Here is a 26,588-nt window from a genome sequence, read left to right on the forward strand (position 1 = left end):
TATCCCTCGCTCGGTTTTCTGAACGCTTCGTTGGGCGCGAACTCCTGCGCGGGGAGTTCAGATCTTTCGTCTGGGCTGGGCCGCCCTCAACTTGAGGATTGAATTTTGATTTTTGAAGTTTTGATATCCCTCCGTAGTTAATCTGAGGCTTTCATTTTCTGCACCACGCTGATTTCCCCATTGTTCTCCAGCACCGCCAGACGGACTTCAGCCGGGGAGGTGCAGCCGTGGCGGCGGAGGGCGAGTTCCAATTCGTGCCGCGTAAGTTTGGCGTCGGACATGATTGCGTCATCCACCTGGCCTTTGTGAATGAGGACCTGGGGTTTGCCTTCGATGAGTGTCTCCAGCTTGCGGCTCTTGAAGGTGGCCAGACTGAAGAGGTAGTTAAGGCCCACCAGGGTGGCGGCGAGGACGAGGCCTCCGGTGATGGAGTTGTCTCCTCCGTTCATGGAGTTCTGCACTGCGTTGGAAAGAAGCAGGAGCAGGACGAGGTCGAAGGGCGCGAGCTGTCCTACTTGCCGCTTTCCGGTGACGCGTAGCATGAGCAGCACCAGCACGTACACCACCGCAGCGCGGACGACGAATTCCCACCAGGGCAGGGAGATAGACCACATGTCACCAGCATGTCCAAAATCGTGCCCTGCGAAAACGAAAAAAAGGCCCACCCCGCAATGGGATGGGCCAAAGGCAAAACAGGCAGGGAGGGACGGATCTTCAGATCACGCCAGTTGAGCTCCCACCTTCTTGAGCAGGGTCTCAAGCTGGCGACCGTACTTCACATAGCTGTCGTACTGCTCCTTGGCCTTGGCCTCAGGGGAAAGGTCGTCGGCTGCGCCGGCACCGTGGAAGACGACGGCGACGTGCGGCTCGATGCTGATGTAGCCATCGTAACCGCTGGCAACTACGTCTGAGAGGATCTTTTCCACCTGACCGTCGCCTTCACCGGGGAAAGTATAGTCGGCATCGTTCTTCTCTTTGTTCCAGCGGCCGTCTTTGACGTGGATGTGCACCATGTGGGGCTTGATGGCCTGGTACATCTCCCATGCGTCCTGCTTCTGGCCGGGACGGTCACGGTCGTCGATGAAAACGGGATTGCCGGTGTCGAACACCCATTTGATGCCGGGAACAGCTTCGTTCATGCGATTCACGTAGCTCACGCTCATGCCGCCCCAGTTCATGCAGTTCTCATGCACCACAGTCAGACCAGCGTCGTTGAAGCGCTTGTTGATCTCACGCATGCGTTTGATGCGCTCGTCGGCCAGCTGGTCTTCCAGATCCTTGCCCGCTTCGTCTTTGCGCACGGCGTAGCTCATCACGCGGATCAACTTCGTGCCCAGCTTCTGCATGCGGGGGATGGCGCGGGCGATCTCCGCATCGGTGATGGAAAAGTCGTCTTCGATCTTGTGAGCCCAGTTGGCGATGATCGAACCGAAACCGCTGACCTTCATATTGGCGGCAGCGAGGGTTTCGCAGGCCTTTTCAAAGGTGGCCTCGGGCACCTCGTGCAGGTTGCCTTTCACGCCGTCGATCTCGATGACGCGGGATTCGATGCTGTCCCATCCCAGTTCCTGGTGGGCCTTGATTTGCACGTCGAGGGACGCGCCTGCTTCGTCTGCGATGCCGGTGAGCTTGATCATGGAACGTCAGAATTGGAACGATCCCCAACGGGGTGCAAGTACGGATTTCTCTCAATATGTGACAGGTTCTCCTGGCCGTGTGATCTTGTGATGGGCGGATTTTTTGGGATGGTCCCGTGAAGCCGAACTGAAAATGGACAAATCTCAGTATCTCCACACCCTCCAGTCCGCCCCACGGGCCTTCCCCAAGGCGGCGGGATGGGGGCCGCCAGATCCAGCGTGGATCGCAGAGGCTTGGGATCTGCCAGAGGTGCAGAGTACGGTGGCAGCTGACTTTCCAGAGGAAGTCTACGGAGATCGTCAGTTTGGGGAGGCTTCTCCATGAACAGGCTGGGTGCATTGGCGCTGCTGGCGGGAATCTCCAGCCTTTTGATCCTCTCTGGATGTCGGCAGGAGCAGCGGGCGAACGGTGATCTGATCCCGTCTCAATCACCTGCGGACCTCCCGCAACGGGCCTATGTGTGGCAGCGGGACTGGAGTGCTCCAGTGGCGAGGTCACTTCGGGAGGGGAAGGACGTGCTGGCAGGTTGTGTGGTGCTGGGGGCCGAGGTGGAGTGGCGGAATGGTTCCCCTTTTCCGGTTCGACCCAAGATCGACTGGGATGCGCTGCGGTCCTTTGGGAAACCCATCGGTCTGGCTCTGAGAGTGGCTCCATACCCCGGTCCCTTCAGTGGAGAGGGGAGCGTGGTGGCCAGCCTGCAACAGGTGGCACAGGGCCTTCTCGCAGAGGCCCGCAGGGAAGGAGTGGAGGTTCAGGAGTTTCAGCTCGATTTCGATTGTGCCCAGAAGAAGCTCACCGGTTATGCCGCATGGGTGAAGGCGCTGCGACAAAGCGTAGGCTCCATGCCGCTGGTCATCACGGCGCTGCCTTCCTGGCTGTCGGAGCCCGCCTTTCCCATCCTCGCCCGCGAAGCGAGGCGCTATGTGCTCCAAGTGCATTCGGTGTCCTCTCCTCTGGGTGATGACAGGACCCAGATCTGTGATCCTGCTCAGGCCAGGCGATGGGTGGCGCAGGCGTCGGCGATTGGGGTGCCGTTTGAAATCGCGCTGCCCACCTATCGGTCCTACGTGGGATACAGCCCGGAGGGCAAACTGGTGGGCGTGGCGTCAGATTCCGTGCGTCCCTCCTGGCCATCAGGCACCCGGATCAAGGAGTACGGGCTGGATGAGATCGCCATGGCGGCCATGATGAAAGAGTGGCTGATGAAGAGGCCTGCTCATGTGGAGGGCATCATGTGGTACCGCCTTCCCGTGGCCACGGATGAAAACAACTGGCGCTGGCCGACCCTGCGGGCGGTGATGGAAGGACGCCCACCCAGCCAGAACTGGAAGGTGAGAGTGGAGGGGAGCAGTCACGCAGGAGGTGACTTGCCGAACCCGGTCGATCTGGTGTTGAGCAATGCGGGTGAGTCAGACGAAGCTCCGAGCTGCCGGGTGGAAGTTCGCTGGGACACTGATGCCACCGCCGTTGCCGAGTCTCTGCCGGGTTGGGAGGTGCGGAAGGGGAAAAGGTCCGTCGTGTTTTTCCGTGCCGTTGGGAATGCGAGACGATTGCCGCCCGGAGGGGATTGTGCTATCGGCTGGCTGCGTCTGGAACCCGGCGCTCCAATCCATGTTGAAGTTGTCCCTGTCCGCTAGAGTTGGGTTGTTGGTAGTATTTGCTGGTGCTTCGGCACAGGTCTTTGCCACGGGGATGTGGATGCCCCGTTCCTGGATCGGTGAGCGTGGGGAACCTCTGGTGGCGGCACCGGAGTTCTTCTGGGAACTGGAGGTCAAACGTCTGGCCGCAGAACAAGAAGCGGCTGAGGAACTGGTCCCGGCGCCCTATCCAGAAGACTCCACGGATCAGGAGGCCTTTGAGGGCTATCGACAGGCTTTCACTGCCAAGGTGGACGTCGAGGAGTTCGAAGCTGCTCTCAAGTCGGGCGGCGTGAAGGCTGCGGATCCGGCCAAGGCCCTCCAAGCTCACCGGCATGCCAGGCAAAAGCTGAGCGGCCTTGCCAAAGGCGAGGCCGAAGTGCCCGCGGCAGAAGAAGCGCCGGGCGAATTTGCCGACTATCATGCAGGAGCGCTCGCCATGGATAGCGACAAAGCCAAGGCCAAGGCAGCATGGGAAGCTTTGCTGCAGCGTCCGGCGGAAGATCGCAAATACCGCTCCACCTGGGCGGCCTCCATGCTGGGCAAGCTGGCGCTGGGCGAGAAGAAATATGACGAGGCGGTGAAGCGGTTTCAGGAAACACGCAAACTGGTCAAAGATGGATACGCTGATGCCTTGGGGCTGGCGGCGGAGAGTTATGGGTGGGAAGCCCTGGCGGAGATGGAGTCTGGCCATACCGCGCAGTCGGCCCGGCTCTACCTGACCCAGTTGTCCCTTGGTGATGTCTCCGCGGTGGTCTCGCTGAAGTATCTGGTGCCGGATCGCGATTCGTCCCCGTATTCAGACAATGATCCGGTGAAGGTGTCACCCGTGGTTGGAACGGCCTATGCTGTGGAGACAACGGAGGCCGCACTGGCCAAAGCTGCTGCGGATCCCGTGCTGCGTCGTCTGGTGACTACCCACGTTCTTGCGGTTGGCGTCGGCTCCACCTGGGACAACGATAGCGGAGTATCCAAGCCAGATCCCTCCCGGCAGACCCGGTGGCTGGCGGCCGTCGCCAAGACCGGTGTGAAGTCCACGCCGGATGCCGAGTATCTGGGTTGGGTGGCCTACAGCATGGGCAAGTATGAAGATGCCGGTCGCTGGTTGAAGCTCTCGGAAGGGACCAGTCCGGCCGCTCGTTGGCTGAAGGCGAAGCTTGCCCGGCGTGCCGGGGACCTGAAACTGGCGGCGACGTTGATGGCCGAGGTGGTGCGCGACCTGCCTGAGAAGGAGGAATTGGAGAACTCGTTAGGAGAAGACTCGTATCCCATGCCGCTCAGCCGGAGCGCAAGTTGCGATCTGGGAATGATCCAGCTCACGCGAGGCGACTATCTGGCCGCGCTCGATTCCTTCCTGGCGGTGAACATGTGGGATGATGCCGCCTATGTGGCCGAGAGGGTGTTGACCACCCAAGAACTGCTCGCTTACGTGGCTGAGCACTTCCCTGAGGTGCCCAAGCCAAAGGATCCGGACAACTACACGGAGGAGGAGGCGAAGCAGCATGACGAAGCCACCCGGATCCGTTCGCTGCTGGGGCGACGCCTGATGCGGGAGGATCGCTATGCCGAGGCTCGGCCCTATCTTCCAGAGAATCAATGGCCCAATCATGACCGCTACGTGGCGGCATTGAAGGCGGCGGCGAATGAGAAGGCGTCCAAGCAGGAGCGGGCTCGCGCCTTGTTCACGGCGGCGTGGGTGGCCCGTTATCACGGTATGGAGTTGATGGGGACAGAGGGCGGTCCAGATTCCAGCTCCACGGCTGGGGACTTTATCTCACCCAACACGGCCATGGAGCGCCTGACTGGGCAGAAGCAGAAGATCGGTTACTCTGACGATGAAGAAGAGCCGGATTTCAAGCCCGGACCTGCGGGTCTGGTCGTGCCGGTCAGCCCGGATGAAAAGAAGCGTCTGACGAACACGAAGCTCAATCCGGAAAAGCGTTATCACTATCGCCACGTGGCCGCAGGCTTGGCCTGGAAGGCGGCTGGGTTGTTGCCCGACCAGTCGGAAATCACCGCTGATGTGCTGAACACGGCAGGTGGGTGGCTCAAAGGTCGCTACCCCAAGGAGGCGGATCGTTTCATCCAGGCCATCGAACGGCGGTGTTACAAGACCGAAATCGGCAAGGAAGCCGGCAAAAAGCACTGGTTCGTGGAAATGGACGGCCCCTGGAGCAAGGAGGAGGAAGCGGTGGATCCGGTGCCGCAGTAGCCGGTGCGTCGGTGCGTCGGTGTTGCGCGTGTTATCTCATGAACCCGGAGGGTTCGCCAAACGTAGCCATGGGTCGGCCGAGCGGAGCGAGGACTACCCATGGTGGACCGGGTTGGGAATTCTACCGCGCAGCGGTAGGCCTGGAGGGACCAAATGACGGATGAGATGTATCGCGGGATGTCGTCTGGGGTCCGGCAACTCGATGGGCCTACCGCTCCGTGGTAGAGCGGCGGGCGGGAACGTTCCAGTGGTAGCCCTCGCTATGCTCGGTCGACCACTGGCTATTCATGGTGAACCCTCCGGGTTCGGGGGGCGAATGTGGAGGGCCGCAGCATCGGGGTTTCGGATGTGTACAGGGTGTGGTATCAGAGACCTGTGTCGGCTTTCGAGCTGAGGACGAATCGGAATGTCTTTTGGTCGGGTGCTAGCGCCACCCATGATCGTCTCGCCTTGTAGAGAAATGCAGGGAACTCAAGCAGGGCCGAGGATTTGGGAATACTGACTCGACGATGGCTCAGCACATCTTCTTTGTTGAAGTAGTAGCTGACGATTTGCGGTCATGGAGGAGGGGAAGGCCTAATCATCACTGCTTTGATGCATCGCCCCGATGCCTCTCCTGCGGAGGCAGGTCGGTCGGAATTCCCGCAGCAGTGAGGATGGCATTGAAGTGTTTGTTCTGCTTCTCGTGCTGCACTTGATCGTATTGGTCGGAGGAGAGATAAATGGTTCCCATCAGCACGGAGTCTTTGTAGATTTGAGCTGAGGCGCATTCGTAACAGATGAGCAGGTCGTGTACGGTGCTATCCACCTTCGCTGGTATTCCGTGCCGGGGACTGAAGCAGGAGACGACTCCTCCTGACCAAAGTTTGCCAGATTTGTCCAGATCGGTGACAATGGCTCGGAGGTCGGGGGTAACGGAGGTTGTCGTCTTGCCAAGAACGGGATGGTCGTAAAATAGCTCAGGGCCTGCAGTCGCGTTGTCGCTGGGCGCAGGGGACTCTTCAGGATACACCTGCCCGGGAGATAGCGAGAAGAGCGTCCACTCAGTTGCTTTGAAGAAGGGGAGCAACTGGTCGGACTGGTATGTGGGATCTTGAAAGATGTGGGGCTGCCAGCGGACAAGGTACCATCCACCCGCGGCGATCAGTCCCAGAAGCGAGACCAGCACGATGAAGACTCTGAGGAGCCAACGACGAATCAAGGGGACATTCATGGAGAAAAAAAGGATTGTACTGGAATCACCCGTGCTGGGGAAGTGGGAGTTGAGGTGCGGACAGCGCGAAGTTCCTAAAAAAACAGAGGGTGCCGGTCACACTCTGCCCGTCGGTCTCGTCATAAGGGCGTTATGAACGACACTCTAAATACCACTGACCGCATCAACACGTCCCGAGCCTCCATCCGAGCCTTCGGGCAGCACTATGATTATGACGTCAGCTACCTGGACGAGCTGATGGATGTCTCTCCTGAAGCCTTCCTGGCCTTTGAAGGAGCCATGGGCATGAGCCAGTATCACAACGTGGCCCCGCTGGATCTCCTGACCGTCGCCAAGCTCACGGCCGCCCGTTCGGAAGACTGTGGGCCGTGCACCCTGCTCGGCGTGAAAATGGCCCGTGAAGCGGGCGTGCCGGAGGAGGTCATCCAAGGAGCCTTGCGCGGTGGCAAGGGGCTGAGCGCCGACCAATTGGAAGTGCACCAGTATGCCCAGGCGGTGGCGACCAATGAATCGCTCGATCCTGAACTTTTGACCCGCCTCGAACAGCGCTTGGGCAAGGAAGTGATCGCAGAGCTGGCACTCGCCATTGTGGCCGCTAAAATTTACCCCACTCTCAAGCGTGGTCTTGGGCATGCCTCCAGTTGCTCCCTGATCCCCGAACTGGCTGCCTGACGTACCCCACTCTCAATCCCCTTCCTCGCTGTCATGAAAAGTCTGGACCCGCATGTGGACGCCTTTGAATCGCATCGTAGCCTCCTCACGGGAGTGGCGTACCGTATGCTGGGCTCCGTGAGTGACGCGGAAGACATGGTGCAGGAGGCATGGCTGCGCTGGCGGGGTGTGGATGTCGCCACGGTCAACGCTCCACGCAGCTGGCTGCTGACGGTGGTGAGTCGGCTGTGTCTGGACCGGCTCAAGTCGGCCCAGGTGCAACGGGAGCAATACTTTGGCACGTGGTTGCCGGAGCCCTTGGTGGGCAGTGTCGAGCCTCAGCAGGCAGCTCAGGTGGATGAAAGCGTCTCGATCGCCTTGCTGCTGGTCTTGGAGAAGCTCTCACCGGTGGAGCGGGCGGGGTTCCTGCTGCATGAGGTGTTTGGTCACACCTTTGATGAGATTGGCGAGATTCTGGGGAAGCCCGCTGTGAACTGTCGCAAGCTGGTCTCTCGTGCCCGGGAAAGGGTGCGTGCGGACAAACCCCGCTTCACCGCCACACGCGGAGAGCACGAAGAACTGCTGAAGCGGTTTCTGAATGCCTGCAGGGTAGGGGAAATAGAGCCTCTGATGAATTTGTTGGGTGAAGATGCTGCGCTCCATTCCGATGGCGGTGGCAAGGCCCAGGCGGTGGCCACCGTCCTGCATGGGCGCGACAAGATTGCGCGTTTCTTTGCCGGCATCATGCGCGGCAGCGAAGCGGGGGAGTCAGGCTATGGGGTGCGGGAAACAACCTTCAACGGTGCTCCGGGGGTGTTGCTGTTCTCGGGAGGAAAGCTTGTCACTGCCATGACGGTCGAAGTCCGTGATGGAAAGATCGCTGCCATCTTTGCCCACCGCAACCCTGACAAGCTCAAGTGGTTTTCCGAGAGCGATGGGGCAGGTGGGTAGCTTGCGGTAAGCCGAATTCACGGTATATTGACCAAGTGGTCCCGCTATCGAGCAGTTCGAGGTACTGGCTTCTGTATGTTGGCCAAATGAGTTGGGCCCTCTTCATGGCCATCGGTGGCGGGGCTGTCATTGTAGGAGCCGTTCTTGAAAGGCTTGGGAGAGGAGAACCGTGGTTGCTTGTTCTCATCATAGGCTGACTCTTTCTTGCGGCTTTTGAGGGCATTGCTTTCTGTTCGATCCGGTTTGTGCGCAAGTTTGCGAGTCGGGTTGCACTCGACCCTGAAACCGTGCGGATTAGGATTCGCCGCCGAGGGCTTTCGAGTGATGCGCCAATTGCCGACCTCGTAAAAGTGGGCTACATCAGATACGGTGCCATGGGATATGTGGAAATGACTTTCCGATCGGGGAAAGTGTACCGAGTCGTTCCCGATTTGTTTGACGATCTGGATATAAAACGCCGGGGCATCAAAACTTGGTGGGAAGGGAAACTTGCCAGCGCAAGGCTCTGAGGTCCTTGAAGCTGAGACCGAGTGAACTGACGAGAATGCCCTGATCCCAGTTTTTGGATGGCGAGTCAGATCGAATGCGGAACTCTTCTCTGTCGCCAGCGATCCAGTCTATTTTCGACCAAGGAGGCTAGTGCGGCTGCGAGAGTGATCGATACGACCGTGCAGATGGCGGTGAAAAGCAAGTGCCCCTGAGTTGTGGTGACGAGGGCTTTCTTCAGCCCTAGTTGATCCCCAATCCTGATGACACTAACATGGACGAGATACACTGGGTAGGAGAGGTTGCCCAGCCAGCGATCCCATCCCAGTTTGCTGGATCGGGAGAAAAGGGCGGGCAGGGCCAGGATAGTCAGAAAGTAGAGCATCAACTCAGAACCCGTGTAGCTGATGGAGCTGGCAGGAGTGAAAGCCAGCATCAATACCACCAAGGGCACGACGAGGGCGAGCTGGACCGATGGTGGCAAGAACTCCATGCGAGGGCGGAGGACGTGATAAGCCACCATTCCACCGAGGAAGTACCCCATCTGCATCAGAGACAGGAAGTCTGAAGAGACGCTCGCGACATTTCCCGGGAGCCAGTAGTAGCTGGTGAAGCCCATCCCCATCGTGATCAACCACAGTCCGACAAGCCAGTGTGAACGAAGGCGGTTAAGGAACGGGGCCATCGCGTAGAACAGCAACTCACAGGAGATGGTCCACATGTGCCCCATCGGGTAAGGCTTCCATCCCCGGAACTCTCCAGGGCCGGCAGGACCGTGATAGAATTCCAGCGCGGCCTCCTTGGTGATGTTGAACAGGAACATGACGTCCACCCCAATGGCGGAAACCTGACTCACAACATAGGCGCTGACGAGGTCCCATTTCCCATGATCCACGAGAAACTGAAAAGCGGGCATCCACGGGGAGTCCGCGGGAGCCATCCCCATCGAGTAGAAAGTCAAACTCGCGATGACCTCCAGGGTCAGTACAATCCAGAAAGGTGGAAAGATCCTCAGAGCGCGGTTCGAGTAAAATAGCCACTTGCGCCGATCTCCTTCGTTGTACTTTTCCGAGAGGATCATGGCCATGTAGAAGCCAGAGATGACGAAGAAGATCCGGACGGCGTGCTTGCCACCGATAAAGGGGAGCAGGCCACTCGCACTGGTGTGTGCGACAATGACCACACAAGCCAGGAAAAGACGAAGGGCGCCCATGACGAATGCGAAATCAGGGCTGATGCAAGCTCCCGCCCGACCCCCGCTTTTATTGGCCAGTAAATGGTTGCTGGTCAAGTCGATGCAGCGGATTGCATGACATTGGCTTATCGATTCAGCAGAATGGGGCTAATTATGGAGAAACTAGAGTGAGCAGGTGTCGATATAATGGGGAGGGGTTGATGCCGGAGTTCCGAAAGGTGAAGACAAAAAAACACCCCAGACCTTGCTGGTCAGGGGTGTCGGTAAGTCGGGCAGCGGAAACTGGGCGTATCGCCCCGGAATTACTTGTTTGCTTCGGCACCCGAAGCCACAGCCACCGCGGCTTCGTCGGGCGGTAGGAAGGCCTTGAAGCGGTTCTTGTCGATGGCCTTCATGTAGGCCTCCATTGGGCTGATGTAGCCGTCGCGGAGTTTCTCCCAGATGGCCTCGTCCATGAATTGCATGCCCTGTGCTTTGCCGCCGATGATGACGTCGTAAAGCTTCTGGGTGGCACCTTCACGAATGATGGCGCCCACGGCTGGCGTGGAGACCATGATTTCGTTCACGGCAGCACGGCCTTTGCCGTCGGCTTTCTTCACCAGGAGCTGGGCCACCACCCCGCGGAGGGATGCGGCAAGCATGGTGCGCACCTGGCTCTGCTGATCGGCAGGGAACACGTCCACAATACGGTCGCAGGTCTTGCGGGCGTTGTTCGTGTGCAGGGTGCCGAAGACGAGCAGACCGGTCTCAGCGGCCGTCAGGGCCAGGGAGATGGTTTCATAGTCTCGCATTTCCCCCACCAGCACGATGTCGGCGTCTTCACGGAGAGCGGCCCGGAGACCGTCTGAGAAGGTCGGCGTCTGGATGGGCACCTCACGCTGGGTGATGATGCTCTTCTTGTTCCGGTGCACAAATTCGATCGGCTCCTCAACCGTGATGATGTGACGGTTGAAGTTGGAATTGATGTAGTCGATGAGCGCGGCCAGCGTGGTGGACTTGCCGGAACCCGTGGGGCCGGTGACGAGCACCAGACCGCTGCGCATGTGACCGAACTCCTTGACCACTGGAGGAATGCCGAGCTGTTCGAGCGAGGCGATCTTCGTGGGAATGATACGGAAGACCGCGCCGTAGCCGCTGATCTGACGAAGGTAGTTGCAACGGAAGCGGGAATCCGCGTCCATTTCATAAGCGAAGTCGAGGTCGCCACGTTCGCGGTAGCGTTCCCAAGCGCGAGGCTCGCAGATCTCGCGCATCATGGTTTCCATGTATGCTTCGGTGAGAATCTCGTCAGCGATCGGCTTGATGCTGCCGTGCACACGCACCTTGGCGGGCTGGCCCTGGGTGAGGTGAAGATCCGAACCGCCCAGTTCGATGAGGCGGCGGAAGTAGTCGTCAATGATGGGCATGGTAGAAAAAGGAAAAAGAGTCGTTAGGAGGGTGGTGGGAGCAGTCGGTGGTGCGCCCCGGTCACGTTCACTCAGCTTTCGAGGAACTTCTTCATGCTCATCTTGTCATCGGCGCGGCCGAAGCACTCGTCGCGGGAGATGTAGCCCTGGGAGTACAGCGTCTTCAGGGAGTCATCCATGGTAACCATGCCGACGGATTTACCCGTCTGCATGATGCCGGGCAGCATGAAGGTCTTGCCTTCACGGATGCAGTTCGCCACAGCCGGAGTGTTCACCAGGATTTCCAGGGCCATGATACGGCCCTGACCGTCCTGCCGGGGGATAAGTTGCTGCGAAATGATGCCGCGCAAGGACTCGCTCACCATGATGCGGATCTGGTCGCGCTGGTCAGAGGGGAACACGTCCAGCACACGGTCCAGGGTACGTGGGGCGTTGCCCGTGTGCAGGGTTCCGAGCACCAAGTGACCCGTTTCTGCAGCCGTAATGGCCAGGGAAATGGTCTCAAGGTCGCGCATTTCCCCCACCATGATCACGTCCGGGTCTTCACGGAGGGCACCGCGGAGGGCGGCGGCGAAACTTTGCGTATGGGAGCCCACTTCACGTTGGTTCACGTGGCAGCCTTTGGCTGCGAACACGAACTCGATGGGGTCTTCCAAGGTGATGATGTGGTCTTCACGTTCCTTGTTCACCTCGTCCACGAGGGCGGCCAGGGTGGTGGACTTGCCGGAGCCGGTGGCACCGGTCACCAGCACCAGGCCGTTGTGATAGCGGGTCAACGTGCGACAGGTCTCAGGAAGGGCCAGATCTTCAATGGAGCGAATGCTCGTGCTGATGACTCGGAAAACCATGTCAATGCCGAGGCGCTGCTGCACAACCGAGCAGCGGAACCGGCCATAATTCGGAGAGTAGGCGAAATCCACGTCTCCGCGCTTTTCCAAGGTCTTGATGTGACCGTCGGTGAGGAAGGCGTAGGCCAGGCGCTGGGCCTCCTCAGCTGTGATGAGGGAGGCGTTGTTCCAGATGGGCTGAAGGGTGCCGTACCGGCGCCACATGGGCGGGGATCCGGTGGCGAGGTGAAGATCGGAACAGTCGTACTGCTGGGCAAGCTGCAAGTACTCGTCCACGGACGAAAGCGTGGCCACCTTGGGAGATTCATCTTCCACGGAGACGGCAACGGCAACGGCTTCTTCTTGGTCTTGACTCATTCGAAAGTTTCTTGCTTCGGGGGTGACTGGAATCGGGACAAATATTGAAGGGCGATCGGCATCAAGTGTTGTGCGGCAAGGCCGAACAACGGCTCGCGCGCCAAATTCCAAATATTTGACAATAGGAAGCTGGCGAGCGTGCGTTTTCTAGCGGGTTTTGCAGAAGTGTCACGACTATTCTGCCGGGAGCCAAAAATCATTCGAGTGGCAATAAATCCTGCAACGGCGGCACTGATTATTACGGCGAGCCGATGCTTCTCGACGCTCTGCTGAATCAGGTGTCTGGGGTGCCACTGTTCCCGTACCTGAACGATCTCTCCCCCAAGGGAGGCCCGGGCAAGGTCCAGAGAGTGAATCACCTGCGCTTTTAGCGCTTTCCTGTCTGTCGGGCCAGCCATGCGCGGTCTTTCTTGAATTCGTTAAGGGTGTCTGCGAACCAGCGCATGGAGGATAGGCGCTTGGACATGGCCAGGAGGAAGATGAAGGCTACGAGGAGGTTCCCGCCGCCCACGACCGTGGCCGCCTTGAGCCAATGCCAGCCGGATTGCTCCACGAGAAGGCCGATCAGAGCGGCCACCAGTAGACCCCAACCGGTGAGTGAGGCGATGCCGCCGACGATAGCGAAGACCAAGGTTCGCAAAACCTGCTGAACAGCCTCCTGGGCTTCAATCGTCAGCAGCACGCTGCGAGCTTCCAAGTAGGCCGCCAATGACGAGGAGAGTCCCTCCGGTGGATGGGGGGCGGCGGAAGGTTTGGATACCGGCGGGGCCGTGTCCATGTAGGAAATGAAAGGGACGTGGAAATGCGGTCCGGCAGACCGTTCTGCCGAACCTGCAGGGAAGAAACTCGGAGATCAGCGCTTGAAGATGGCACCCAGCACAAATCCCACCCCGAAAGCGGTAAGGAGAGCCTGGAGAGGCTTCTCACGGGCGAATTTCTCCGCTTCTGTAGTGAAATCCTTGGCCTGAGTGCGGGCTCCATCCCAGGCCTTGCCTGCGTAGTCCTTGAACTCCGCGGCCTTTTCGCCGGCGGCTTCCTTGAAATGTTGCGCCTGGTTTTCGGCCACGGAGCGGAACTCTTCCGCTTTGGCGGCAGCGGCTGCTCGCAATTCCTCGGCGGCTTTCAGAGCGCTTGCCTTGGCGGAGGCAAAAGGATCGCTGCCGGGTGCAGCGCCGAAGGTGTCGTTTGGCAGATCACTCATGGTCAAGAGGGTGGAGGATTGAGTGTAAAAAATCGTGTTGAGGGATTCAACTACAAGATGCCCGTGAAGCGAGGAAAACTTGATTTACTTTGATACGGGCCTGACAGCCTCGCTGGCCCCTTGTTTCCATTTGCCCGGTGCGGGAGGGCTGGCATACTCCGCGCTTCCACTTTCATCCTCCTTCCCTTCGCAACAACATGTGTGGCATCTACGGTTTCGCCGGTTTCAGAGAAGAAAATTTGCTCGACCGGATGGGGAAGATCATCCATCACCGGGGGCCGGATGGCCAGGGCCGCTATGAGGCTCCGAACGGCGTGCCGTTCAGCATGGGCATGCAGCGGCTCTCCATCATCGATCTGGAGGGGGGATGGCAGCCAGTTTACAACGAAGATTCCACGGTGGCAGTGTGCTACAACGGGGAGACTTACAACTACGTGGAACTCCGGCAGGAACTGGTAGCCAAGGGGCACCGGTTCAGCACCCACAGCGACACGGAATGCATCGTCCATGGCTACGAGGAGTGGGGGATCGAGGGGCTGCTGCGCCGCATGAACGGCATGTTTGCCTTCTGCCTCTATGACGTGCGCAAACGGGAGTTCTTCATCGCCCGCGACCGGTGCGGGCAGAAGCCGCTCTACTACCACCAGGCCAACGGGCGCTTCCTGTTTGGGAGCGAGGCAAAGTCTCTGCTGGAGAGTGTGCATGTCACCGCTGAACCCAACCTGGAGGCGATCGACCCGTACCTGACGCTGCGGAATGTTCCTGAACCGGAGACCATGTTCAAGGGCATCTACAAGCTGCCCACCAGCCACTACCTTCACTACAAGCTGGCGAACAACTCACTGGAGATCCAGCGTTACTGGGAGGTCCAGTTGCTGGATGCCCGCACTGCCAAGTACAAGAGCGAGGGGGAGTACTTTGAGGCGTTGGAGGAGGTCTTCAACGATGCCGTGCGCCTCTGCATGCGCAGTGATGTGCCGGTGGGCGCCTACTTGAGTGCGGGGGTGGATTCATCCCTTACGGTGGCCGCGATGACGAAGCATTCTTCCAACATCAACACCTATTCGGTGGGGTTCAACTCACCTGTTGATGAGACGCCTGCGGCGCGTGAAACGGCGGCATTTCTGGGAACCAAGCACCACGAAATCATCTGTCAGCCGGAAGATTTTGATCTCCTGCCAAAGATCGTCTGGCACATGGACCGGCCTGTGGGGGATGCCTTGCTGATTGCGTTCTACAAACTGGCTCAGGGGGCAAGCAAGGATCTCAAAGTCGTGCTGGGAGGCGAAGGGGCCGATGAGGCCTTTGCTGGGTACTCGTTCCAGGGCGTGATCACGAAGGTGGAAAAGATGCGGCGGAAGATCCCTGGCGTGACCAGCCTCGCCGCCCCGATTTTCGCGGCAACGCCGGCGAGCATCCTCAACAAATTTTTCAAGTTTCCCGCAGATCTGGGCAGCCAGGGTAAGAAACGGGTGGTGGAGTTCCTGGCGGGATACACCCGTCGGGATCTGAATCACAACTTCAACGCCCTGCGCACGCTGTGGAGCCAAGATGAGCGGCATGACGTTTATGCGGACAGCTACAAGCGTCTGGCCACCGATGAGTGGATGGCCAAGGAGAAGGACAAAGACAAGGGCGGGCCGTTCCTGGATCGACTTCTGAAACTCCAGTATGACGAATGGCTGCAGGACTGGGCCCTGATCCGTCAGGACAAGAACACCATGGCCCACAGCCTGGAATACCGTCTGCCTTTCCTCGATCACCGCCTCATTGACCTGGCATTCACCATGCCGGCAGAGATGAAGATCAACAACGGCACGGACAAGTACATCGAGCGGAAGCTGGCGGACAAGATCTTCCCCGCCCACATCGCGCGGCGGCCCAAGATTCCCTTCTACCTCCCGGTGGAGTACTTCCTGGACAAGCCGCAGTTCCGCAATCTGGTGGCAGAGACGCTGAACGAAAGCGCTGTGAAACGCCGTGGTTACTTCGAACCTGCCAAGGTCAAAAACCTGGTGGACAACATGAATCGCACCCGTGAGTTCGTGTACTGCAAGCAGGTGGTGTCCCTGGTGATTCTGGAATTGTGGCACCAGGTGTTTGTGGACAAGAAGTTCTCGTTTGGACGCTAGAGCCCCAGGGGGGCTCGTGGCGTTCAAGATGAGGTTGCCAGTTGGCGCTGGTCATTCCCAGCCTACTTGCGCGAAACTTCCTCGAACTCTGACTCGACCGCCGCCCAGGTGTTTTTGTCGGAGTCGAACTGCCACAGCGTGGCCTTGAGTCTGGCTTTGCCCGACTTCCGGCCGATGAGTTTCCATGCTGTCAGCGGCGGGTAGGGTTCTTTGCGGTTCGCAGGCGGAAAGAAGGTGAGCAGACCGGTGCCGCGGATTTCGAGAAGTTCCGTGTTTTTGGCTTTGGGATCCTTCTTCAAGACAGCAGCGAAAGGGAGCTTGGACTCGGGGCTGTCCTCATCGTCCTGGCTGTAAATTTCCACGGCCCCGGAGGCGAACTCATTGGCCTCATCGAACTGGTGGAAAACCACCCGGTAGGTGTGCTTCAGCCCCCCGTTCTCCAGCACCATGGCCGGTGGCTCGGCAGCCTGAAGAGGAGAGGGGACGAGGGTGGCAAGGCTGACAACAATCAACGCCGACAGGAGGATGAGGCGCGTCAGATGGGACAACAAGCTGCTCATGGCACAGCATGTGGGCAGATGGGCTGGCGGCAAGCAGGATGATGGAAAAATCCCGGAAGAGTGTGGGTGTCGCCTAATACATCTCGCGCGGCATTCGTTTGGGTGATGCAGTTGTGTTGCTCCATTGAACCACCCTATGCGCTCCTCATTGATGACTCTCTTGGTGGCGCTCGTGGCCGTGTTTGGCCCGGCGGGTCTCCCCGCCAGTGTGCCGGGGATCATGGTCGCGGCACAGTCCGGCTCGTTCCCGATGACGCCGGAAGCCGTGGCCGGACGGATTGACCAGGCCATCCTGCAGATGGAGGGAGACATCTGGCGGCAACAAAACGCAAAGGTTGAACCAGCGCAGCGCAAGCCGCTGAAACTGCCTCCTCAGGTTTCAGACGAGGTCTTCATCCGACGTGCTTACCTGGATCTGCACGCCAGGTTGCCAGATGCCGCTACGGTGCGCTCTTTCCTGGTTAGTACCCATCCGCAGAAGCGGCAGGTGCTGGTGGACCGGTTGCTGATGGATCCCATGTCCGGAGCCCGGCGGTTTCTCAGGCTGGCAGATATGCTCCGGGTCAAGGACGTGGTTTTGGGGTATCCCATGCGGTCGTATGTGGAGTGGCTGAGGGCGGCTGCAGCGAACGACATGCCCTATGACAGAATGGTCCGAGCCCTCCTGACCTCGTCAGGCGATGTCGGCAAGGTGCCGGCTGCAGGATTCCTGATGACAGATGGTGGCCTCATGGAGGTGACCATGCAGGAGATTGTGAGGGTGTTTCTGGATGAGAACATTCAATGCGCGACCTGTCATGATCACCCCTTCGCGGATACCACCCAGATGCAATATTATCAGCTGGCGGCCTCTCTCACCGGCGTGGAGGTGACCAAGGGAGTGCCCGGGGCGGTGCAACCGCAGCGCTTGTGGCCGGCTCGTGGGGCAATGGCGGAGCCAGACCGTCTCGTGATGCCGGGCGAGCAACTCGCGACCCAACCCGCCAAGGCTCGGGTGCCGATCTTTCTCCCCAATGATTACCTTTACCGCGATGGCAAACCTGGTGATGCGGTGAAACCAGGGCTGCCGGTCTGGACACCCAAGGGTATGGGGGTTCCCAGAGCTTTTGTGCCCGCAACGGGCAGAAATGGGGAGGTGGCAGTCGAGCTGGCGGAGTGGGTGATCGGGAGCGCCCGCTTTGCCGAAGTGGCGGCGTTGCGGACGTGGCAGGAGCTTTTTGGGCTCCCTGCACAGGCCGCGGATGTCTTGATCAAGGAAGACTTCGCTACGGGGAAGACAGCGGTGGAGGTTTATCAGTCCCGATCCTGTGAAGGGGCGGGGCCGCGGACTGAGACGGGCGGCTACATGGGATATGGCAATCGTTTTAGCACGTTTGTCGGGGATTCTACCAACGAACCCCACAGGCGCTTTACGCAAGTGTTGGCAGCGGAGTTGGTGCGGATGAAGTACAACCTGCGGGAGTTCGAGCGGGCACTGTGCCACACCCAGGCCTATCAACGTCAGGCGCAGGTGGTCGCGTTGGGGGAGCCTGGCCATGCCTTTTCCCCAGCCTTCCGCCGACTCCGTGCGGAGACGATTTGGAACAACCTGGTGCTGGTGCAGACGGACGGGGCGGCGGTCGGCAAAGCCCTGCTGAGCCACGAGCTGCCCCAAGTGCCAGAGATTGAGCATCCTTCCCGCGCTCTCGGGCGGGCAGATCGGGCTTGGGGGGATGATTCGCTGCGGACCATCACTCATCGTCTGGTGCAGACGTTGATGACAGGGGATACGGTAAAGCAGGCGAGTGCCAAGGACGGTCCGCTGGTGCAGCGGCTCAAGAATACGCAGCCTGGAGATCTTGCCGTGGAGGAGGCCTTCCTGGCGGTGCTGGGCCGCCTGCCCACACACGTGGAGAAGATGAAGACTCTGGACTACTGCCTGGAGAACCTGGGAACTGGGTGGAGTGACACGGTGTGGTCACTGCTCAACACAAGTGAGTTTGTGTTCCAGTATTAGGGTGCGCTGGCTCACGCATCCGGGTGATTCATGGCGTGGGCATACTCGGGGTAGAGCCTCCGCACACAGTCGGGACAGATGCTGTGGGAGAATTCCGCTTCGGTGTGCCGCTGAACGTAGGATTCAATCTTTTCCCAATGGCCATGGCCGTCGTGGATGCTCTTGCAGGAAGCGCAGATGGGCAACATGCCGCGCAGGACTTTGATCTCGGCAAGTCGTGCGGTGAGTTCGGCTTCGGAATCAGCCAGTTCTTCCTCGAGCCGCTGGCTGTTGACGAGCAGGAAGGCCATGCCCATGCCCATTTCCCCGAGGATGGCCCCCAGCACGTAGGGGGCGTGGAAGCCGGGGGCTTCGAAAAGGCCAGCTTGGGGATGCATGCACCAGAGGACGGCCCTGATGAGCATGACGACCGCAAACGCCGCCATCATGAAGGAGATGGCGCGGTACAAGACCAGGCGCCGGGCGCCAGCGTGGCGGAGGAACTCCCAGGCCATCTTCAGGCAGAGGCCCGCGACAGCCAAACTGATGGCGAGGTTCCGCAAACTGATGCTGGGCTCTATGAAATAGAACCACGCCAGGATCCCGGTGACGACAGGTATGAGGAGATAATACGCGCGGCTGGCCGGAACTCCGTCCAGGAATCGTGAGGTGGCTTCCAGGCGAAGCACTGCCGTGAGGACGAAGAGCGCATTTCCCAGGAGAATGCTGAGGGCTTCGTGGCCGGACAGACGGGCCAGGAGGGCGACGTAGCCGCAGATGGCCACCACATTGCCAGCCAGCCAGTAGTCAAAGCCGGCATACGTTTTGAGGTGGACCCGGCAGAACAGCAGCACCAGGGCGACAAACCCCACCATGCCGACATGGCAGACGGCGATCGTCTTGAGATCCAGACCTTCGAGCATGAGCAGCGTGGGGGTTGAAGAAGACGGGGGCGGAAGAAAAAGGGGGCGGTGACCGTGCTCTGCGGTCACCGCCCCCACATGACTGATACGCGCGAAGCGAGCTGCCTAGCGGAAGCTCTTCGCGAAGTCGTCCGAAGTGGCCTTGGCGGCGACTTTGGTCTTCTGGAAGGTGCTGTTCTCGGACTTGTCCTTGAGGATGGTTTCGTAGTCGCTGGCGGCCATTGGCAGCTCAATCGTGGCGTCCTTCCATGTGGATAGGAGAATGGCATTGGCCAGTTCCACGCTGCGAATGCCTTCCTCAGCCGGGGAAAGGAGTTTCTCACCCTTCAAGATGGCGCCGGCGAAGTTCTGGAGGATCTCTACGTGCTGGCCACCAGAGTTGTCCACGGGGATGTCCATGTGCCAGCTTTCCGGCATGGCGAAGGCGGCTTCTGCGGTCATGCAGAATTCACTCATGGGCTGGCGGTTCCGCTGGAAGTGGATGTGCGTGCCGTCTTTGACGGTCAGGCGGCCCTTCTCAGCCGAGATTTCCAGCACGTTGCGGCCAGGAGCTTCCCCGGTGGAGGTGACGAAGGTGGCGGTGGTGCCATTGTCGTACTGGAACACGGCGGTGACGTCGTCTTCCACTTCGATTTCATGGAACCGGCCGAACTGGCAGAACCCGCGGACACGCTGGGGCATGCCGAAGAGCCACTGAAAGAGGTCCAGGTTATGGGGACACTGGTTCATGAGAACGCCACCGCCTTCACCCTTCCAGGTGCCGCGCCAGCCACCAGTGGCATAGTAGTAGTTTGTGCGGAACCAGTTCGTCACTTCCCAGTGAACGCGGCGCACTTCACCCAGTTCACCGCTGTCGATCAGGTCCTTGACCTTCTTGAACACGGCGTTGGTGCGCATGTTGAACATGGCGGCGAAGATCTTCTTCTTGTCCGTGTGGGCGGCGATCAGGCGCTCGCAATCCGCCTTGTGTACGGAGATTGGCTTCTCCACCAGGACGTGCAGGCCGGTCTTGAGGGCCTCGATGCCGATGGAGGTGTGGGAGTAGTGGGGGGTGCAGATGAGGATGGCGTCAATCTTGCCACTGTGGATCATGGCATTGACGTCGGTGTAGGCGCTTTCACCCTCGAGCAGCTTCGGCAGGGTGCCGACGCTTTCACAGAGGCAGGTGACGCGCAGGCCTTCCACCTTGCCCGCACGAATATTCGCAAGGTGAGCCTTGCCCATGTTTCCGAGTCCAACGATGCCGAGTCTAACAGTATCCATGGGCGGCGAGGGTAGAGGGAAAGGGCGGAGGGTCAAGGAGAGTTGCTCTTTCGTGGGGTGCGGCGGACAAATTCCTTGACCCCCGAGAAGCGAAATTGGCTAAAAGTGCCACAAAATGAGACATTTATGCCTCAATTGGAGATTTCTGGATTCCGTGAGGGGTTTGGCGCCCTGGCCCATTCCAACTGCAATCCCCTTGCAGGTGACCGTTGCATTTGAGTGGGGGGCGTGCTGAGTTGGCCCAATGCAAAAAAAGGGCACTCTCCTCATTACCGGCGGCGCGGGCTATATTGGTTCCCACACCGTCAAGCATCTGCTGAAACAGGGTGAAAAAGTCGTGGTCGTGGACAACATGGTCTTCGGTCACAGCGAGGCTCTGGACCTGGATCGGGTGACGCTGGTGAAGGGAGACTTGGGTGACGCTGAGCTGATGGATCGGGTCTTTGCCGAGCACCAGCCCGAGGCAGTCCTGCACTTCGCAGCCTATGCCTTCGTCGGGGAGTCGGTGGAGCAGCCGCTCAAATACTACCAGAACAATGTGACGGCACCTCTGGCACTGCTGGAGGCCATGAAGAAGCACGGCACCCGTCGGTTCATTTTCTCCTCCACTTGCGCGACCTACGGGAATCCTCAGTACATGCCGATGGACGAAAACCACCCGCAGGTGCCGGTGAATCCCTACGGCGCCAGCAAGCTGATGCTGGAGCGCGTTCTGCTGGATTGCGGCGTGGCCTGGGGCCTGCAGAGTGTTTTCCTCCGTTACTTCAATGCCAGCGGCGGAGACTTGGAAGGGGAGATCGGTGAAGATCACACCCCCGAGACGCACTTGATCCCCCGCATTCTCATGGCAGCGAAGGGTGAAATTGAGCACATCACGGTGTTTGGCACGGACTACGCCACTCCAGATGGCACCTGTATCCGCGACTACATTCATGTGAATGACCTCGCGCGGGCCCATGCACTGGCCTTGAACCATCTGCGTGCTGGCGGTGAGACCACGGCTGTGAACTTGGGAACTGGGCGCGGCTTCAGTGTTCGGGAGATCCTGGCCACTGCCGAAGCCGTGACCGGGCGCACCATTCCGGTATCCTATGGTCCGCGCCGGGCGGGCGATCCGCCGGAACTTGTGGCGAATCCCGCCAAGGCCAAGGAGGTCCTGGGCTGGGAGGCGGAGTACAAAGATCCGCGTCAGCACATTGAATCTGCATGGAAATGGATCGCAGGGCCCCGAGGTGGACGTTATAGGAACAGTGGGCAATAATAGATTTTGGATCGCAACAAAGAGAGTGTGCCCGGTATGCCGTCTCCCATGAGCGCCGTCAGCAAGAGCCAGCGCAAACGCCGCAAACTGCTCAAAGAGCAGAGTGAGGCCAAGCTGCGCATCAAGGAACTGCAAGACGCGGCGGGAATGACCCGGGGGAAATCCGCCATCATCAGCGTGGAGCAGGATGATGGGGAGGAACTGCCGACTTGGCGGAAGCGGAAGGCAGTGATGGGGGTGCTGTTGCTGCCGGTGTGCCTGCTGGCCTCCGTGATCTTCATGGAGCTGCTCTTCAATGCGGCCGTGGACAAGGCCTTCTGGAAGTCAGAGGGTTTTTGGTTCTTTGCCTTTGGCTGCGTCTTCTGGCTGAGCCTCGGCTGGGTGAACCTGCAGCCGGCGGTGGCATACGTCTTTGCCCATGAGATGACCCATGTCATCACGGCCCGTCTGAGCGGGGGGGAGGTGCATGGCATGCACGTCGATGAATCGGGCGGGTACGTGGAAACAGACGCTTCAAACACGCTGGTGACACTCTCGCCGTACATGGTGCCTTTTTACACCGTGATCGTGTTTGCTCTGTATGGCTTCTTCTGCCTCTTTGTGGACATGCATCGGCCGGTGACGATCCCGTTGATCGTCTGGTCCATGGAGTTCAAGTGGATCTGGATCTTTTACTGGCTGGTCGGCGTCACGTGGTGCTTCCACATCACTTTCACGCTTCAGGTGCTTCGTACTGAGCAGAGTGACCTACTGCTAAACGGAGAGTTCTTCTCCATGATGCTGATCTTCCTGGCGAACATTGCCCTGCTTGGGGCGCTGTTCATCAGCGCCTCCCCGACTTTAGGGTGGACCGATGTGTGGGAGGACGCTAGGGGAATTGTGATCACTCTCTGGGGGTGGATGAAGAGTGTGGCGACGTGAGCGTGGGGCGGGTGCTGGCACAATCCGACCGCCACAACTCCTTCGGAGTAAGAGTTCTGTCTCCGGATACCCAACGTAGACTCGCTTGAAGCTCGTCAACGTTGGGCTTGTGACCGCATCCTCTTCGAGGAAGAGCTTCCAGTCGCCACCCCGCTACCGCATCCATGCTGATTGGAGTATGGGCGGCCACTCGTCCGGGTCCTTGGGCCGTTCAGCCGGGTGGGTAGCCGTTCCACCTTTTCTTGCGGTGACGGTCCTGGCTTGCGGTAGCCTTCGGCGCAAAGAACCCCCGAAAAAAGACCCCGCAAACCCCCATGAAAAACATAGCCCTGGTGACTGGTGCCGGGTCCGAGCTTGGACGCGAAGTCGTTGGTGAACTGCTGACCCAGGGCTGGGGCGTCGTCGCTGCCTGCAAAGATGGCGACGGCGTCCCGATGGGGCGCGAGGGGATACTGGCGGTGACGCTGGACATCTCCCGCCATGCCACGGTAGTGGAGGCGGTGGCGAAGGGCTTGTCGGAATTCGGTCGGATCGACTGTCTGATCAACATCCCGGAGATCGACGAGGATCTGCTGGAGCGCGGCGATTTTACGCGGGGCATTCAGGCAGTGTTTCAGACGGGTATTGCCTCTGGGCTCAACGCCACCCTGGCGCTGGTGCCGTTGTTTCGGCATCAGGGGTTTGGTGCCGTTGTCCAGGTGATCGTACAACAGCATGGTCCTCCCGGTCCTTTGAGTTCTGCCTGGGAAGTCGTCCGTTGCGTAGGGGAACGCATGGCGGATCTCGTCAAGTCTGCGCCCCGCGGACTCAACGTCGCGGTGGGACTGGCGGAACTGGACTGGAGTGACTCCTGGGCCCGGCGTGTTTCGCAGCCATTCAACTTCTCCCAACAACCAACACCCCATCCCCGGCGGGAGGCGGTCGGCAATATTGTCACGGAAGCCTGCCGCGCCCTCACGGAGGCTCGTGCCGCCTTCCGCCGGGGATCTGCTCTGACTCCCGCCCAGTATCGATGGCTGGAGAGCTGGAAGAATGCGGCGACGAGCGCGGTGTAGTCGCGCTGATCGGTCAATGCGCCTGAAAGGCGGTCTCGCTTCGGGAGGCTTGCAGGGGCGCCTGTCTGATCCACATGGTTTCAAATAACCCCCAAAAAATACATGCATCATCTGAAAGCCATCAGACTCTGTCTGCTGCTCGCTGGCGTCGCGGTTGTGCTGCCATCCTGCGTGATTCCCTATGACTCTCATCACGATCATGATCACGGCCACGGTCACGGGCGTGGACATCACCATCATGATCACGATGACCGTGACCATCATCATCATGGCAAGGGGCGGGACCGGGATCGTGATCGGGACCGTGGTCCATGGCGCTATTGATTGCCTGACCTGGCCTTCATCCAGCACAAAGCCGCTTGAGCATCAGGCGGCTGTGCCGGATGTTTCCCCAAACCCCATCTGACTTGCCTCATGAACACAGTCTCCCCGCGCACGGCGGTGATTGCAGGTGCCTCTTCTGGCATTGGCCTCGCATTGGCACGCTTGCTCGCATCTCGCGGCTACCGACTGGTTCTGCTGGCCCGTCGGCGGGAATTGCTGGAGCAGATTGCAGAGGAGTTGCCGGTTGAGGTGGTCATCAAAGTGATGGATGTGGGCGATGCGAATGCGCCGGAAGCTTTCTCCGAACTGCTCGATCAGCAGAGCGCCGTGGACCAGATCTACTTAAGCGCGGGCACCGGGCATCTCAATCCCAGTCTGGACTGGGCGCTGGAGGAAGAGACGTTTCGGGTGAATGCGCTAGGATTTGCAGGCATGGCGGCAGCGGCCTATCGCTACTTCGAGCGGCAGGGGCGCGGACACCTCGTTGGGATCACTTCCATCGCTGCCCTGTTGGGGTCACCTGAAGCACCGGCTTACAACGCCTCCAAGGCCTGTGCCTCGCGCTACCTGGATGGACTGCGCATGCGGGCCAGAGCTGCGAAACTGCCGGTGTATGTCACAGACATTCTCCCCGGCTTCGTGGATACAGCGATGATGAAGGCAGAGAAGCCCTTCTGGGTGGCCAGTCCGGAAAAGGCCGCCGCGCAGATTGTCTCTGCGGTGGATCGGAAGAAGGGGCGGGCGTACGTGTCACGACGGTGGGGCGTTGTTGCGCTGATCCTTCGTCTGCTGATGAAGTAGCTTGGTGGCGACGTAAGCGGTGAGCATGCCGCCCGCTCCCCAACTAAGGCCCAGTAATAGGTGGCTTAGGAAATACTCGGTGTAGGTTTCCTCAATCGGGGTCCATTGAGCGGGAAATGAGGCGGACCAGCTCAATGGGAACAGCGCGCTTGATATGGCGGTTCCGGCCAAGCAGGAGCTGGCAACAATTCGGAAATTCTTGCGGCACAATCGGGCAGCCAACCGGAAGTAGCAAAAGCCGGTAAAGGCGGTGAAGCTGATCATGGCGCGCCATTGGTAGGGAATGCCACTGTCATTGAACGCAGGGTTGAAGTACTGGATGCTCGGAACGCAGTGCCAAACAGCTGGGGTAGCCCACCTGGAATCCATGGTGCCGAACACTGCAGCGAGCGGAACTGCGACCAAGAAGAGTATCAACACTCCTTCGAGCAAGCAAAAGGCGCAGCGCTCCCTTGAACGATCAATGACGGCCGGAGTCACGATCAATGTCGAGGGAAGGAGGATAGACACCGGTGAACAACCCACTGTCGCGGCGAGCAATCCCATGATCAATGCTGTGCTGACTGGGTTCCGGAAAGAACCCAACTTTCGAGGTTCCAATTCCAGATGCTGAACGCTACTCATTCAGAGAGGAAAGGTAGGCTTCGTTTTCAGCGATTGTTTTGGTCAATGACGTCCTGAGGGATTCTCCGTCTTGATTCAAGATATCGGACACGACCCAATCTTGATCCGACCGATCCAAGACTAAGACGATGGTCCATCGATAAGGAGGCCTTGAGACAAGGTACTCTAAATGGACAGGGACCTTGACGGTTCCGCTTTTCAGGATCGGGATACCCACCGCGAAAGTGTCGAAGCTTTCTGCAATCGAGGCAAAGAGGTCGCCTTCCTTGCTCCAGGCGCTCTTCAGCACCGGAGGATGGGGGGCGTTCTTGTATTTGCGTTTGATGCTCGCCTGTTCACGAGCCTTCTGTGATTCTGCCTTCTTGAAAATCTTGATGAGTCCCTTGCCCAGGAGAGGAGAGAGTTGGTTGATCTCCCTGGCATCGGGGGCACCGCGAATTTCCCATTTGTAGAGAGAATGGAAAAAGCGCTTGGTGAATTGCGATGGGGATTCCGCCCTCGTTGAGGTCAGGCAGAAGAGAAAAGCCGCCAGGATAAAGATCTTCCTCATGGCCTAACGGGCGGAGACCTTCACAAAAAGTTCCTGAGGAGCAGACTCGAAGTACTTGAACAAGGCCGGGCAGAGCCAACCCTCCATGTTCCGCTCCGGCCAGGAGTACCAGTTGCCGCCATACTCAGGTCGGTTCCAGGCAAAGCGGGCATGGAAACCTGGGAACGGATCGGGTGAGAAGACTAACTGGAAGCCTTCGGCGGCGTTCGGGATGTCTGCTGTGAGCACATCAATGATGGTATCCGCGCCGCTGACGAACGGTTCTTGAGTCAGGCCGACACGCGGGTCATCAAAGACCCAGATGCCCTCGTACTTGTACGGGGCGATGATGAAGAGGGAGTTCATGGGGGTTTTTGCTACTATACATGCACCCAATGTGGAGGGGCCACTGGTTTCTCGTGCAA

The 26,588-nt window shown here is 59.2% G+C and carries 27 protein-coding genes; 12 read left to right on the forward strand and 15 right to left on the reverse strand.

The genetic code is table 11. The annotated features are described in order from the left end of the window. Positions 1–137 precede the first annotated feature (137 nt). Both BV106_RS18895 and BV106_RS18900 read right to left on the reverse strand, forming a co-directional pair. Positions 138–614: a YetF domain-containing protein gene (locus tag BV106_RS18895; RefSeq protein ID WP_038167194.1), complete on the reverse strand. Its 477-nt coding sequence runs from the start codon at positions 612–614 to the stop codon at positions 138–140. A 105-nt stretch (positions 615–719) separates the two neighbouring features. Then, positions 720–1,637, reverse strand: coding sequence for a sugar phosphate isomerase/epimerase (locus BV106_RS18900; protein ID WP_038167195.1), 918 nt, complete (start codon positions 1,635–1,637; stop codon positions 720–722). 133 nt (positions 1,638–1,770) lie between these two features. On the opposite strand from BV106_RS18900, the gene BV106_RS18905 reads away from it, so the two are divergent. Genes BV106_RS18905 through BV106_RS18915 form a run of 3 tightly spaced genes read left to right on the forward strand, consistent with a single transcriptional unit; the run spans position 1,771 to position 5,487 of the window. Then, the gene (locus BV106_RS18905) at positions 1,771–1,962 is read left to right on the forward strand and encodes a hypothetical protein (RefSeq protein ID WP_265595838.1); all 192 of its coding nucleotides are present in this window, start codon (positions 1,771–1,773) and stop codon (positions 1,960–1,962) included. Continuing rightward, positions 1,959–3,275: a DUF3142 domain-containing protein gene (locus BV106_RS18910; RefSeq protein ID WP_038167197.1), complete on the forward strand. Its 1,317-nt coding sequence runs from the start codon at positions 1,959–1,961 to the stop codon at positions 3,273–3,275. Before BV106_RS18905 ends, BV106_RS18910 begins: the two co-directional genes overlap by 4 nt. Further along, positions 3,250–5,487: a hypothetical protein gene (locus BV106_RS18915; protein ID WP_265595839.1), complete on the forward strand. Its 2,238-nt coding sequence runs from the start codon at positions 3,250–3,252 to the stop codon at positions 5,485–5,487. Before BV106_RS18910 ends, BV106_RS18915 begins: the two co-directional genes overlap by 26 nt. A gap of 583 nt (positions 5,488–6,070) precedes the next feature. Here BV106_RS18915 and BV106_RS18920 read toward each other — a convergent pair. Beyond that, the gene (locus BV106_RS18920; protein WP_038167199.1) at positions 6,071–6,700 is read right to left on the reverse strand and encodes a hypothetical protein; all 630 of its coding nucleotides are present in this window, start codon (positions 6,698–6,700) and stop codon (positions 6,071–6,073) included. A 132-nt stretch (positions 6,701–6,832) separates the two neighbouring features. On the opposite strand from BV106_RS18920, the gene BV106_RS18925 reads away from it, so the two are divergent. Together BV106_RS18925 and BV106_RS18930 are read left to right on the forward strand one after the other, a co-directional pair. Next, entirely contained in the window at positions 6,833–7,372 is a 540-nt protein-coding gene (locus BV106_RS18925) for a hypothetical protein (RefSeq protein ID WP_038167200.1), read from the forward strand. A 33-nt stretch (positions 7,373–7,405) separates the two neighbouring features. Further along, complete coding sequence (locus BV106_RS18930; protein WP_038167201.1) at positions 7,406–8,302, forward strand: sigma-70 family RNA polymerase sigma factor; 897 nt, start codon at positions 7,406–7,408, stop codon at positions 8,300–8,302. Positions 8,303–8,876: 574 nt separating this feature from the next. Here BV106_RS18930 and BV106_RS18940 read toward each other — a convergent pair. The 6 genes from BV106_RS18940 to BV106_RS18965 all read right to left on the reverse strand — a co-directional run bounded on the left by BV106_RS18940 (position 8,877) and on the right by BV106_RS18965 (position 13,795). Continuing rightward, positions 8,877–10,001 (reverse strand): acyltransferase, encoded by a 1,125-nt coding sequence (locus tag BV106_RS18940; RefSeq protein ID WP_038167203.1) that lies wholly within the window; start codon positions 9,999–10,001, stop codon positions 8,877–8,879. Between the two features lie 284 nt (positions 10,002–10,285). Beyond that, a complete protein-coding gene (locus tag BV106_RS18945; RefSeq protein ID WP_038167204.1) occupies positions 10,286–11,389 on the reverse strand; it encodes a type IV pilus twitching motility protein PilT in 1,104 nt (367 codons plus the stop codon). A gap of 71 nt (positions 11,390–11,460) precedes the next feature. Further along, on the reverse strand, positions 11,461–12,594 hold the full coding sequence (locus BV106_RS18950) for a type IV pilus twitching motility protein PilT (protein WP_265595840.1): 1,134 nt from the start codon (positions 12,592–12,594) through the stop codon (positions 11,461–11,463). Next, positions 12,591–12,992: a hypothetical protein gene (locus BV106_RS18955; protein ID WP_038167206.1), complete on the reverse strand. Its 402-nt coding sequence runs from the start codon at positions 12,990–12,992 to the stop codon at positions 12,591–12,593. Before BV106_RS18955 ends, BV106_RS18950 begins: the two co-directional genes overlap by 4 nt. Further along, positions 12,962–13,372 carry a phage holin family protein gene (locus BV106_RS18960; RefSeq protein ID WP_038167207.1) on the reverse strand — a complete coding sequence of 137 codons (411 nt, stop codon included), beginning with the start codon at positions 13,370–13,372 and terminating at the stop codon, positions 12,962–12,964. The genes BV106_RS18955 and BV106_RS18960 overlap by 31 nt, the downstream gene beginning before the upstream one ends. Before the next feature lie 75 nt (positions 13,373–13,447). Further along, a complete protein-coding gene (locus tag BV106_RS18965) occupies positions 13,448–13,795 on the reverse strand; it encodes a DUF883 family protein (protein ID WP_038167209.1) in 348 nt (115 codons plus the stop codon). A 197-nt stretch (positions 13,796–13,992) separates the two neighbouring features. Between BV106_RS18965 and asnB the strand changes: the two genes are divergently transcribed. Continuing rightward, complete coding sequence (gene asnB, locus BV106_RS18970; protein WP_038167210.1) at positions 13,993–15,927, forward strand: asparagine synthase (glutamine-hydrolyzing); 1,935 nt, start codon at positions 13,993–13,995, stop codon at positions 15,925–15,927. A gap of 62 nt (positions 15,928–15,989) precedes the next feature. Here the strand turns inward: asnB and BV106_RS18975 are convergent, their stop codons facing one another. After that, a complete protein-coding gene (locus BV106_RS18975) occupies positions 15,990–16,487 on the reverse strand; it encodes a hypothetical protein (protein WP_038167211.1) in 498 nt (165 codons plus the stop codon). Between the two features lie 136 nt (positions 16,488–16,623). Between BV106_RS18975 and BV106_RS18980 the strand changes: the two genes are divergently transcribed. After that, positions 16,624–18,483, forward strand: coding sequence for a DUF1549 domain-containing protein (locus BV106_RS18980; RefSeq protein ID WP_081891928.1), 1,860 nt, complete (start codon positions 16,624–16,626; stop codon positions 18,481–18,483). An 11-nt stretch (positions 18,484–18,494) separates the two neighbouring features. On the opposite strand, the gene BV106_RS35865 is transcribed toward BV106_RS18980, so the two are convergent. Together BV106_RS35865 and BV106_RS18990 are read right to left on the reverse strand one after the other, a co-directional pair. Further along, positions 18,495–19,385 (reverse strand): hypothetical protein, encoded by an 891-nt coding sequence (locus BV106_RS35865; RefSeq protein ID WP_051946052.1) that lies wholly within the window; start codon positions 19,383–19,385, stop codon positions 18,495–18,497. A gap of 105 nt (positions 19,386–19,490) precedes the next feature. After that, on the reverse strand, positions 19,491–20,648 hold the full coding sequence (locus BV106_RS18990; RefSeq protein WP_038167213.1) for a Gfo/Idh/MocA family oxidoreductase: 1,158 nt from the start codon (positions 20,646–20,648) through the stop codon (positions 19,491–19,493). A gap of 244 nt (positions 20,649–20,892) precedes the next feature. On the opposite strand from BV106_RS18990, the gene galE reads away from it, so the two are divergent. The 5 genes from galE to BV106_RS19015 all read left to right on the forward strand — a co-directional run bounded on the left by galE (position 20,893) and on the right by BV106_RS19015 (position 25,010). Next, positions 20,893–21,909, forward strand: a complete 1,017-nt coding sequence (gene galE / locus BV106_RS18995; protein WP_038167214.1) for a UDP-glucose 4-epimerase GalE — start codon at positions 20,893–20,895, stop codon at positions 21,907–21,909. 48 nt (positions 21,910–21,957) lie between these two features. Then, on the forward strand, positions 21,958–22,830 hold the full coding sequence (locus BV106_RS19000) for a hypothetical protein (RefSeq protein WP_038167215.1): 873 nt from the start codon (positions 21,958–21,960) through the stop codon (positions 22,828–22,830). A gap of 314 nt (positions 22,831–23,144) precedes the next feature. Continuing rightward, positions 23,145–23,885 carry an SDR family NAD(P)-dependent oxidoreductase gene (locus BV106_RS19005; RefSeq protein ID WP_038167216.1) on the forward strand — a complete coding sequence of 247 codons (741 nt, stop codon included), beginning with the start codon at positions 23,145–23,147 and terminating at the stop codon, positions 23,883–23,885. 181 nt (positions 23,886–24,066) lie between these two features. Beyond that, positions 24,067–24,291: a hypothetical protein gene (locus BV106_RS38675; RefSeq protein ID WP_038167217.1), complete on the forward strand. Its 225-nt coding sequence runs from the start codon at positions 24,067–24,069 to the stop codon at positions 24,289–24,291. Between the two features lie 8 nt (positions 24,292–24,299). Continuing rightward, complete coding sequence (locus BV106_RS19015; protein ID WP_038167218.1) at positions 24,300–25,010, forward strand: SDR family NAD(P)-dependent oxidoreductase; 711 nt, start codon at positions 24,300–24,302, stop codon at positions 25,008–25,010. Here the strand turns inward: BV106_RS19015 and BV106_RS19020 are convergent. The 3 genes from BV106_RS19020 to BV106_RS19030 form a co-directional block, all read right to left on the reverse strand. After that, the gene (locus BV106_RS19020) at positions 24,960–25,556 is read right to left on the reverse strand and encodes a hypothetical protein (protein WP_265595841.1); all 597 of its coding nucleotides are present in this window, start codon (positions 25,554–25,556) and stop codon (positions 24,960–24,962) included. The two genes, BV106_RS19015 and BV106_RS19020, sit on opposite strands and share 51 nt — an antisense overlap. Positions 25,557–25,626: 70 nt before the next feature. Then, the gene (locus BV106_RS19025; RefSeq protein ID WP_038167220.1) at positions 25,627–26,184 is read right to left on the reverse strand and encodes a hypothetical protein; all 558 of its coding nucleotides are present in this window, start codon (positions 26,182–26,184) and stop codon (positions 25,627–25,629) included. Positions 26,185–26,187: 3 nt separating this feature from the next. Then, positions 26,188–26,529 carry a DUF6717 family protein gene (locus BV106_RS19030; protein WP_038167221.1) on the reverse strand — a complete coding sequence of 114 codons (342 nt, stop codon included), beginning with the start codon at positions 26,527–26,529 and terminating at the stop codon, positions 26,188–26,190. Between the last annotated feature and the right edge of the window lie 59 nt (positions 26,530–26,588).

Source organism: Verrucomicrobium sp. BvORR106 (assembly GCF_000739655.1).
In the GTDB taxonomy this organism is placed as follows: Bacteria; Verrucomicrobiota; Verrucomicrobiia; order Verrucomicrobiales; family Verrucomicrobiaceae; genus Verrucomicrobium.

What these genes read in the sequence shown, in the direction of transcription:
- BV106_RS18895 (WP_038167194.1), bottom strand. Translation starts at nt 614, where the DNA reads ATGTGGTCTATCTCCCTGCCCTGGTGGGAATTCGTCGTCCGCGCTGCG.
- BV106_RS18900 (WP_038167195.1), bottom strand. Translation starts at nt 1,637, where the DNA reads ATGATCAAGCTCACCGGCATCGCAGACGAAGCAGGCGCGTCCCTCGAC.
- BV106_RS18905 (WP_265595838.1), top strand. Translation starts at nt 1,771, where the DNA reads ATGGACAAATCTCAGTATCTCCACACCCTCCAGTCCGCCCCACGGGCC.
- BV106_RS18910 (WP_038167197.1), top strand. Translation starts at nt 1,959, where the DNA reads ATGAACAGGCTGGGTGCATTGGCGCTGCTGGCGGGAATCTCCAGCCTT.
- BV106_RS18915 (WP_265595839.1), top strand. Translation starts at nt 3,250, where the DNA reads ATGTTGAAGTTGTCCCTGTCCGCTAGAGTTGGGTTGTTGGTAGTATTT.
- BV106_RS18920 (WP_038167199.1), bottom strand. Translation starts at nt 6,700, where the DNA reads ATGAATGTCCCCTTGATTCGTCGTTGGCTCCTCAGAGTCTTCATCGTG.
- BV106_RS18925 (WP_038167200.1), top strand. Translation starts at nt 6,833, where the DNA reads ATGAACGACACTCTAAATACCACTGACCGCATCAACACGTCCCGAGCC.
- BV106_RS18930 (WP_038167201.1), top strand. Translation starts at nt 7,406, where the DNA reads ATGAAAAGTCTGGACCCGCATGTGGACGCCTTTGAATCGCATCGTAGC.
- BV106_RS18940 (WP_038167203.1), bottom strand. Translation starts at nt 10,001, where the DNA reads ATGGGCGCCCTTCGTCTTTTCCTGGCTTGTGTGGTCATTGTCGCACAC.
- BV106_RS18945 (WP_038167204.1), bottom strand. Translation starts at nt 11,389, where the DNA reads ATGCCCATCATTGACGACTACTTCCGCCGCCTCATCGAACTGGGCGGT.
- BV106_RS18950 (WP_265595840.1), bottom strand. Translation starts at nt 12,594, where the DNA reads ATGAGTCAAGACCAAGAAGAAGCCGTTGCCGTTGCCGTCTCCGTGGAA.
- BV106_RS18955 (WP_038167206.1), bottom strand. Translation starts at nt 12,992, where the DNA reads ATGGCTGGCCCGACAGACAGGAAAGCGCTAAAAGCGCAGGTGATTCAC.
- BV106_RS18960 (WP_038167207.1), bottom strand. Translation starts at nt 13,372, where the DNA reads ATGGACACGGCCCCGCCGGTATCCAAACCTTCCGCCGCCCCCCATCCA.
- BV106_RS18965 (WP_038167209.1), bottom strand. Translation starts at nt 13,795, where the DNA reads ATGAGTGATCTGCCAAACGACACCTTCGGCGCTGCACCCGGCAGCGAT.
- asnB (WP_038167210.1), top strand. Translation starts at nt 13,993, where the DNA reads ATGTGTGGCATCTACGGTTTCGCCGGTTTCAGAGAAGAAAATTTGCTC.
- BV106_RS18975 (WP_038167211.1), bottom strand. Translation starts at nt 16,487, where the DNA reads ATGAGCAGCTTGTTGTCCCATCTGACGCGCCTCATCCTCCTGTCGGCG.
- BV106_RS18980 (WP_081891928.1), top strand. Translation starts at nt 16,624, where the DNA reads ATGCGCTCCTCATTGATGACTCTCTTGGTGGCGCTCGTGGCCGTGTTT.
- BV106_RS35865 (WP_051946052.1), bottom strand. Translation starts at nt 19,385, where the DNA reads ATGCTCGAAGGTCTGGATCTCAAGACGATCGCCGTCTGCCATGTCGGC.
- BV106_RS18990 (WP_038167213.1), bottom strand. Translation starts at nt 20,648, where the DNA reads ATGGATACTGTTAGACTCGGCATCGTTGGACTCGGAAACATGGGCAAG.
- galE (WP_038167214.1), top strand. Translation starts at nt 20,893, where the DNA reads ATGCAAAAAAAGGGCACTCTCCTCATTACCGGCGGCGCGGGCTATATT.
- BV106_RS19000 (WP_038167215.1), top strand. Translation starts at nt 21,958, where the DNA reads ATGAGCGCCGTCAGCAAGAGCCAGCGCAAACGCCGCAAACTGCTCAAA.
- BV106_RS19005 (WP_038167216.1), top strand. Translation starts at nt 23,145, where the DNA reads ATGAAAAACATAGCCCTGGTGACTGGTGCCGGGTCCGAGCTTGGACGC.
- BV106_RS38675 (WP_038167217.1), top strand. Translation starts at nt 24,067, where the DNA reads ATGACTCTCATCACGATCATGATCACGGCCACGGTCACGGGCGTGGAC.
- BV106_RS19015 (WP_038167218.1), top strand. Translation starts at nt 24,300, where the DNA reads ATGAACACAGTCTCCCCGCGCACGGCGGTGATTGCAGGTGCCTCTTCT.
- BV106_RS19020 (WP_265595841.1), bottom strand. Translation starts at nt 25,556, where the DNA reads ATGGGATTGCTCGCCGCGACAGTGGGTTGTTCACCGGTGTCTATCCTC.
- BV106_RS19025 (WP_038167220.1), bottom strand. Translation starts at nt 26,184, where the DNA reads ATGAGGAAGATCTTTATCCTGGCGGCTTTTCTCTTCTGCCTGACCTCA.
- BV106_RS19030 (WP_038167221.1), bottom strand. Translation starts at nt 26,529, where the DNA reads ATGAACTCCCTCTTCATCATCGCCCCGTACAAGTACGAGGGCATCTGG.